This window comes from Microcoleus sp. OTE_8_concoct_300 (assembly GCF_031383065.1).
In the GTDB taxonomy this organism is placed as follows: Bacteria; Cyanobacteriota; Cyanobacteriia; order Cyanobacteriales; family Microcoleaceae; genus Microcoleus.
Map to the genome: position 1 here is coordinate 1 of NZ_JANMZH010000261.1, position 6,207 is coordinate 6,207.

Annotated in this window: 12 protein-coding genes and 1 pseudogene; 4 read left to right on the plus strand and 9 right to left on the minus strand. The window is 42.3% G+C overall.

What is annotated here, in order from left to right:
* Positions 1-679: pseudogene (locus ACUVJL_RS12230) on the minus strand (ATPase); the annotation flags it as partial.
* A gap of 234 nt (positions 680-913) precedes the next feature.
* Between ACUVJL_RS12230 and ACUVJL_RS12235 the strand changes: the two are divergent.
* Complete coding sequence (locus ACUVJL_RS12235; protein ID WP_445246096.1) at positions 914-1,819, plus strand: GTPase; 906 nt, start codon at positions 914-916, stop codon at positions 1,817-1,819.
* An 80-nt stretch (positions 1,820-1,899) separates the two neighbouring features.
* On the opposite strand, the gene ACUVJL_RS12240 is transcribed toward ACUVJL_RS12235, so the two are convergent.
* Positions 1,900-2,250, minus strand: a complete 351-nt coding sequence (locus tag ACUVJL_RS12240; RefSeq protein WP_190739752.1) for a type II toxin-antitoxin system PemK/MazF family toxin — start codon at positions 2,248-2,250, stop codon at positions 1,900-1,902.
* On the minus strand, positions 2,247-2,501 hold the full coding sequence (locus ACUVJL_RS12245; RefSeq protein WP_333212335.1) for a hypothetical protein: 255 nt from the start codon (positions 2,499-2,501) through the stop codon (positions 2,247-2,249). Before ACUVJL_RS12245 ends, ACUVJL_RS12240 begins: the two co-directional genes overlap by 4 nt.
* A 163-nt stretch (positions 2,502-2,664) precedes the next feature.
* Here ACUVJL_RS12245 and ACUVJL_RS12250 point away from each other — a divergent pair, with 163 nt between their 5' ends.
* Both ACUVJL_RS12250 and ACUVJL_RS12255 read left to right on the plus strand, forming a co-directional pair.
* Entirely contained in the window at positions 2,665-2,949 is a 285-nt protein-coding gene (locus tag ACUVJL_RS12250; RefSeq protein WP_332945908.1) for a BrnT family toxin, read from the plus strand.
* Complete coding sequence (locus tag ACUVJL_RS12255) at positions 2,924-3,181, plus strand: BrnA antitoxin family protein (RefSeq protein ID WP_333085439.1); 258 nt, start codon at positions 2,924-2,926, stop codon at positions 3,179-3,181. Before ACUVJL_RS12250 ends, ACUVJL_RS12255 begins: the two co-directional genes overlap by 26 nt.
* Before the next feature lie 50 nt (positions 3,182-3,231).
* Here the strand turns inward: ACUVJL_RS12255 and ACUVJL_RS12260 are convergent, their stop codons facing one another.
* The 6 genes from ACUVJL_RS12260 to ACUVJL_RS12285 all read right to left on the minus strand — a co-directional run bounded on the left by ACUVJL_RS12260 (position 3,232) and on the right by ACUVJL_RS12285 (position 5,582).
* Positions 3,232-3,366 (minus strand): hypothetical protein, encoded by a 135-nt coding sequence (locus ACUVJL_RS12260; RefSeq protein ID WP_445246102.1) that lies wholly within the window; start codon positions 3,364-3,366, stop codon positions 3,232-3,234.
* 236 nt (positions 3,367-3,602) lie between these two features.
* A complete protein-coding gene (locus tag ACUVJL_RS12265; RefSeq protein ID WP_194012745.1) occupies positions 3,603-3,866 on the minus strand; it encodes a hypothetical protein in 264 nt (87 codons plus the stop codon).
* 77 nt (positions 3,867-3,943) lie between these two features.
* Positions 3,944-4,312, minus strand: a complete 369-nt coding sequence (locus tag ACUVJL_RS12270; RefSeq protein ID WP_445246097.1) for a hypothetical protein — start codon at positions 4,310-4,312, stop codon at positions 3,944-3,946.
* Positions 4,313-4,322: 10 nt separating this feature from the next.
* A complete protein-coding gene (locus tag ACUVJL_RS12275) occupies positions 4,323-4,766 on the minus strand; it encodes a type II toxin-antitoxin system VapC family toxin (protein WP_445246098.1) in 444 nt (147 codons plus the stop codon).
* The gene (locus tag ACUVJL_RS12280; RefSeq protein WP_445246099.1) at positions 4,754-4,969 is read right to left on the minus strand and encodes a hypothetical protein; all 216 of its coding nucleotides are present in this window, start codon (positions 4,967-4,969) and stop codon (positions 4,754-4,756) included. Before ACUVJL_RS12280 ends, ACUVJL_RS12275 begins: the two co-directional genes overlap by 13 nt.
* Before the next feature lie 130 nt (positions 4,970-5,099).
* The gene (locus ACUVJL_RS12285; protein WP_445246100.1) at positions 5,100-5,582 is read right to left on the minus strand and encodes a hypothetical protein; all 483 of its coding nucleotides are present in this window, start codon (positions 5,580-5,582) and stop codon (positions 5,100-5,102) included.
* A gap of 9 nt (positions 5,583-5,591) precedes the next feature.
* Between ACUVJL_RS12285 and ACUVJL_RS12290 the strand changes: the two genes are divergently transcribed.
* Positions 5,592-5,903 carry a hypothetical protein gene (locus tag ACUVJL_RS12290; protein WP_445246101.1) on the plus strand — a complete coding sequence of 104 codons (312 nt, stop codon included), beginning with the start codon at positions 5,592-5,594 and terminating at the stop codon, positions 5,901-5,903.
* Positions 5,904-6,207: the final 304 nt, after the last annotated feature.

The window sequence follows — 6,207 nt, forward strand, 5'->3', positions numbered from 1 at the left end:
TGGTTTCGATGTTTTGGGGAATTTCAGATTGTTGGGAAAAGATTTGCAGCAGGTTGGTGAGGGTTGCGTCTAGGGTTGGGGAAAAGCCGAGGCTGCGATAGATGACGTAATCGAATTGGGTTTTGATGCGATCGATTAGGCCCAGGGATAGGGTTGTTTTGCCGACGCCGCTGATTCCCAGGAGTGCGATGAGGCGAGTGTGTTCCTGTGTTATCCAGTTTTCGAGGGTGGAGAGTTCAGAAGTGCGATCGAAAAAGGTGAAGATTTCGGGTGAGTCGCCTAAGTCTATATGGAGTTGTTTAGGAGTTTCTTGGGGGTTTAGAGGTTCTGTTGGACTTCTCGCCCTTTCTTGACAAATGTTGAGGTTGTTAATCGCTACATAATCTCTACCTACTCTACCGATAGCTGATGAAAAGTTATCAAATTTCGCTTTTTCTAATATTGCTCTAAAATTTCTTTTAGTAATATCTTCTCCCAATCCCTCTGAGAATATTTGCCATAATTCCGAACCGATATCCCTGGTATGGCCTTCACTGGAATGAGTCGCTTCAGCAATTTCTGGGTATGTCCGACCTTGGAATGTCCCTTCAAGGATAGCTTTTTGCAGATAGTCTATATGTTCTCCCGTCTTGGCGAAGATTAGCTCGTCTGCGAGTTTTAATACTTCTGCGATTTCCATAGGTCTGTCGTGTGCGGGGATTTGTCGTATTATATCCGATATTTCCGACATTTCCGACAAGATTCCGACATTTCCGACAAGATTCCGACATTTGCGATCGGTTTGTCTGGGGAAAGTCCCGATGTTTCCAACTGACTGCGCTTAGGTTTGGTTATAAAATATACTTTAATGACTGTAACGTCTGCTGCACAAACGGGCGATTAGTGAATTATTGTAATAAACTTCTAAATTACTATGAATGATGAACTGGGCATTTTTTTTCTTCAAGCTCTTGAAAAAATGGTTGAAGAAGTTGGAAGAAAACGGCTGGTCTTCTTTGTAGCAGGTCGTACAGGATGGGGAAAATCTAGCACTGTAAACTCATTAGTTGGTAAAGTAGTATCTAAAGTTAGTGACTATGAGCCGGAAACAGCAGATGTTACTGGGTTTGAATTTGAGATGAATGGAGTGAAAGCTATCATTTTTGATACTCCTGGTTTGCGGGATGGAAAAGGAAATGATGAAACATATATAGAGCTAATGCGTTCAAAAGTAGAAAAACCTGATTCTATGTTATATGTTAGCAGACTAGACGAAACAAGACAAGAGGACGATCGGCAAGTAATCAAGATTATTTCAGCCGCACTGGGGGAGAGGGTTTGGGAATACACTGTGATCGTTTTCACTTTTGCCAATAATGTTAAACCTTCCCAATATCAAACAAAATTGGATGCTAAAACAAAAATTATTCGAGAATTAATAGCTGATCATATATCTGATAAGGAAGTAGCTGACCAGATTCCAGTAGTTGCAATAGATAATGACAGTGACACAACTCCTGATGGTAAAAAATGGCTGGGATATTTTGTTACAGCATTGGTAGAGAAAGTATCTAAGGAAGGTACTATTGCCCTACTATATATGTTAACTGATAGTGTAAGAAAAGGGCGAATCATTCTTAATAGAAAACAAAAAGCAATTATTAGAAGAAAATTTGTTAATGCAGTTCTTCAGTCAGCAGGAACACTTATGGGAATTGGAATTACTGTTGCCGGACTTATAAATGCTCCAATAATAGTAGGTTTTGCAGGCGGTGGAATAGTAGGAACTCTAATAGGAGCTTGGTTATCTAGGTATGATGATCGGGATGATGATGAGTAGAGCGATCGCCCTTTTCTTCCCAAAGTGCGATCGCCGTTATTTTCCCAAAGTGCGATCGCCCATCTCTTCCTCAAGTGCAATTAAACTTGACCAGGCAAATCCAAGGCAATTAATAAAGCTTGATTCAGCAGAAGTATTGCTTCATCACTAAGCATTCCTCGTAAACTCAATAAACGAGATTTAGATAATACCCGTACTTGATCTGCCATAGCGATAGAATCGTTGGTTAATCCACCGTCGGGAGCTTTAATTAATACCTGAGTGGGATAAACTCGTTTACCAGTTTGATAAGTAGTGCAGGGAATAGCCAAAACTACAGGGCTATATGTATTGATTGTAGCTCGACTAACGATGATAACAGGACGGGTTCCTCCTTGTTCAGAACCCTCAACAGGTTCAAGTCTAGCATCATAGACTTCTCCCCGGTTCATACAGGAGATTCTCCCAATTGCAGCGCTTCCCAACTCGCTACCGCAAACTCAGCCTCCATCTGTAGCACTTGAGCTTGATACTCTGGATCTTGTACCATTTCAATCAGTGCTGCATCAATTTCCGATCGTTTACCCTGAGTCTGGGTTGTTACCCGATCGCGCATCAAAGCTGACAATACTTCTAAAAGCTGCTGTTGCTCGTCAGGAGTAAGATTTTGAGCCTGACTCAGTACCTCGCTATAAGTAGACATAGGCTTTATGTTGAGATTTTTGGGCTGATTGTCATTATAGCAATTTAGGATCGAGGGAAGTGCGATCGCCCTTTTCTTCCTAAAGTGCGATCGCCCTTATTTTCCCAAAGTGCGATCCGGTTATGCTATATTATAAGTAGATACGTTTTGTATATACACAATCATGCAGTTTGAATGGGATGAAAATAAAAACGCCCAAAACCTCAAAAAACATGGCATTAGCTTTGAAGAAGCTCAAGAAATCTTTGACGGAATCGTTTTTAATGCCATTGATGAGCGTTTCGACTACGGAGAAATCCGAGAAATCAGTATTGGTGCCATACAAGGTGTCGTTATCGTTACCGTAGCGCATACTGAAAGAAATGGAGCTATCCGCATCATCTCTGCAAGAAAAGCCACTCGTCAAGAAAAAAATACCTACTATGACTATCTCGCGCAAACGACTTGAAGAATTAGAGAATATTCCAGAATCTGCGATCGATACCTCTGATATTCCTGAATTAGATGCGAATTTTTGGGCAAAAGCAAAACTCGTAACACCACTGACAAAACAAGCTATTTCTTTAAGAGTTGATAGCGATGTATTAGATTGGTTTAAAAGCCAAGGGAAAGGCTATCAATCTCTAATGAACGCTGTGCTGCGCTCTTATGTTGAACATCACGTAAAAAGCAGTGAATAAATAAATGTGCGATCGCCCTTATCTTCCCAAAGTACGATCGCCCGTCTTTATTAAGCCTCAAACGGGTTAATCACTGTGAACTCAGCAATCCACCGAAAATCCCCTACATTTCTTGTCACCAAAGTTCTGCCATATACCAAAGCTGTTGCCGCAATAATAGCATCCCCTAGTGTCATTCTCCTCATCTGTCGCAACAGCACTGCGCGATCGAGTACAGCGTTAGAAATTGGTAAAACCTCCACCACACCAAAGAATTATTCAAAGTACAATCTATTTTCTTCAGTCAGCCGATGATCACCCAAGACTTCAATATAACTTATTGCTGATACAACTATGTCATCTTCGCCAATAAACTGCCCCTAATCTGCGTGTTTTTTGGCTGGGAAGCGTAGATAATAATATTACTGTCTAGCAGCATTCATTATTCATCCCTACCTGGAAGTGGACGGTCTTGACGCAAATCTTGCTGCCATTCCACTGGATCGCTAATATCAGCAAAGACATTATTTGCTGCAATTTTTTCCAATATTTCAACTATTCTCTGACGGCGAAACTCCGCACTTAAAGTCGATGGCTCTTCTTGTAAAGTAACGTAAACTCTGACAGGGCGATCGCCTTGTCTTGGAACCTCATTAGCCCATTCTAAAAGGTTTCCCTTCAATATAGCCTCAAATATTCGCTGCATAGCTAATATCAACTATTATTTATTTTTATTTACTATTATAGCCCTTGGATTACTGGCTCGCCCTTTTCTTCCCTATCTTACTCATCCCATTCTGCTCTAAGTTGCAACTGTAATTCCAAAGCATCCACACGCTTAGGCAAAAAACCTCGCCATCTCTTTAAATTTTTCCTGGGCAATCTTTCACTGCTACCCTGAGTCTGGGTTGTTACCCGATCGCGCATCAATGCTGACAATACTTCTAACAGTTGCTGTTGCTCTTCAAGAGTGAGATTTTGAGCCTGACTCAGTACCTCGCTATAAGTAGACTTAGGCTTTATGTGGAAATTTTTTGGCTGATTGTCATTATAGCAATTTAGGATCGAAGGAAGTGCGATCGCCTTTTTTCTCCCCAAAGCGCGATCGCCCTTATCTTCCCCAAGTACGATCGCCCTGATATTCCCATCCAAAAATAATCGCTCAAATTCTCAAATTATCCAACACTAAAACCGTTAACCCCGGCAAAGAAGGCAACCGCGCATCATTTGTCAAGAAAAACGAAGCACCCTCATGGATAGCTGTAGCCATTTGAATAGAATCGGGCGATCGCAAATTGTAAGTTGCTCTAAGTTGAGCCGCTGTTTCAGCAATATCTGGAGTTAATTCAACAACAGTTAAACTTTCTTGATTGAGCAATATTTCACGATATTCTTGAGCCAATAAAGTGTTTCCCTGTCGCAGGGGATGAACTAGCACTTCTACCAGCGTTACTGTTGATGTCACCATCCTAAAATCACCGCGATCGAACGCTCTAAAGAAAACCCGCATCATCTCTAGATAGTTTGGATTTTGCTCCATAAAGTAAATCAAAGGCGCGGTGTCTAATCCCACGACTTTTCCCTGTAACTGAGCTATCCATTCCATGAATCTCGTTCCTGATTCACATATTCTTGAGCATCAATCCCATTCCAAATTTCCTCACCCAACCCTTCTAATTCTAAAATACTCCGCTTAGGTTTAGCCTGAACCCGGTGACGAACATATACTAATAATTCAGAGATGAGTCGCAGTTGCTCATCTGGTGCAAGTCTTAGAACCTGAGTCAGTACCGCGCTGTAAGTAGACATAGGCCTTATGTTGAGATTTTTGGGCAGACTGTTATTATAGCAATTTAGGATCGAAGGAAGTGCGATCGCCCTGAGCTTCCCCTGCATGGCAATTTAGTTGTGAGGAATATTGGCAGTAACTTTAATGTTATCACCTACGCTTCAACCCCAGCAGGCTGAGAAAAAAGCTCGAGAAAACCATCTGCAAACCAACAGTCAGGCAAGTGAGCGAGGGAATAACCACACGCAGAGTTTTAGAAGGGTCGAGAGAACCGAAAGCCGTTTCTCGGCAGATAGTTAATGACAAGAACGAGCCAACTATTCCGAGTAAAATCAGCGTGACTCCGACAATCAATCCTGTCTCTAGGGTGACATAGCCAAATATTTTGTTGAGTTTGGGGTCTTCGGGCAGGAGTTTCTCGGTGATGGCGAAAAGTTTGGTGAAAAAAGCGAAAGTTACTGCTTGAAAACCGATGATAATTGCGATCGCACCATAAAGCAGCGTGTGTACATCAAAGCTGATACTACCAATCTTTTGAGTACCGGGTAACAGCCAAACCACGATAATTAGACCCCAAATCATCAGCGCAGCACCCGGATACAAAAACAGCCACCGAGGACTGTAAAGCAGCAAAAATCGCAGGTGCCGCCAGCCATCTCGCCAAGTTCGCAAGTGCGGCGGGCGCCTGCGGCCGTCGGGAGAAAGTGCGGTTGGGATTTCAGTTATCCGCAGCTTGTATACAGAGGCTTTGACACCATTTCGCTAGCACATTCCATCCCCGTTGTTTGCAAGTCGAGTTTCAAAATTGACTCTCTCCTGAAACCCCGCAACCCGCAGTTAAAATCGCCGGCGGGACTTGAAAAGAATAGCTGCCCAATCCATGTCAGCGCCGGATTTCCCAAATATTTGTGCAGCGGCGGCATTGCACCCGGTTTGATGCCCCCCCAACCCTAGGGCTGTTTCATTCTCCGGTTCGATCGCTAAAAGTAAAAGCGATCGCTTGTCTGATAAAATCTTGAGCGATCGCTTAACAACAAATATATATGCTGGCTCTAATCTCCTGACTCAAAAAAGTCAATGACCCACGGCATAACTCACCGAAATTGACAGGGTGCATCCATTACTCACAAGTTAAGCTAAAAACACTGTTGTCAATGAGTAATCTTACTCATTTTTTACCGAGATCCCAATTAAAATATGACTCCATTTGTTCATTCATTATTGAAAAAAAATTGTTCGGGACTTCTTTGAGTTCCTG

Coding starts and splice junctions, on each gene's coding strand:
- ACUVJL_RS12235 (WP_445246096.1), top strand. CDS start 914: ATGAATGATGAACTGGGCATTTTTTTTCTTCAAGCTCTTGAAAAAATG.
- ACUVJL_RS12240 (WP_190739752.1), bottom strand. CDS start 2,250: ATGAACCGGGGAGAAGTCTATGATGCTAGACTTGAACCTGTTGAGGGT.
- ACUVJL_RS12245 (WP_333212335.1), bottom strand. CDS start 2,501: ATGTCTACTTATAGCGAGGTACTGAGTCAGGCTCAAAATCTTACTCCT.
- ACUVJL_RS12250 (WP_332945908.1), top strand. CDS start 2,665: ATGCAGTTTGAATGGGATGAAAATAAAAACGCCCAAAACCTCAAAAAA.
- ACUVJL_RS12255 (WP_333085439.1), top strand. CDS start 2,924: ATGACTATCTCGCGCAAACGACTTGAAGAATTAGAGAATATTCCAGAA.
- ACUVJL_RS12260 (WP_445246102.1), bottom strand. CDS start 3,366: ATGAGGAGAATGACACTAGGGGATGCTATTATTGCGGCAACAGCTTTG.
- ACUVJL_RS12265 (WP_194012745.1), bottom strand. CDS start 3,866: ATGCAGCGAATATTTGAGGCTATATTGAAGGGAAACCTTTTAGAATGG.
- ACUVJL_RS12275 (WP_445246098.1), bottom strand. CDS start 4,766: ATGGAATGGATAGCTCAGTTACAGGGAAAAGTCGTGGGATTAGACACC.
- ACUVJL_RS12280 (WP_445246099.1), bottom strand. CDS start 4,969: ATGTCTACTTACAGCGCGGTACTGACTCAGGTTCTAAGACTTGCACCA.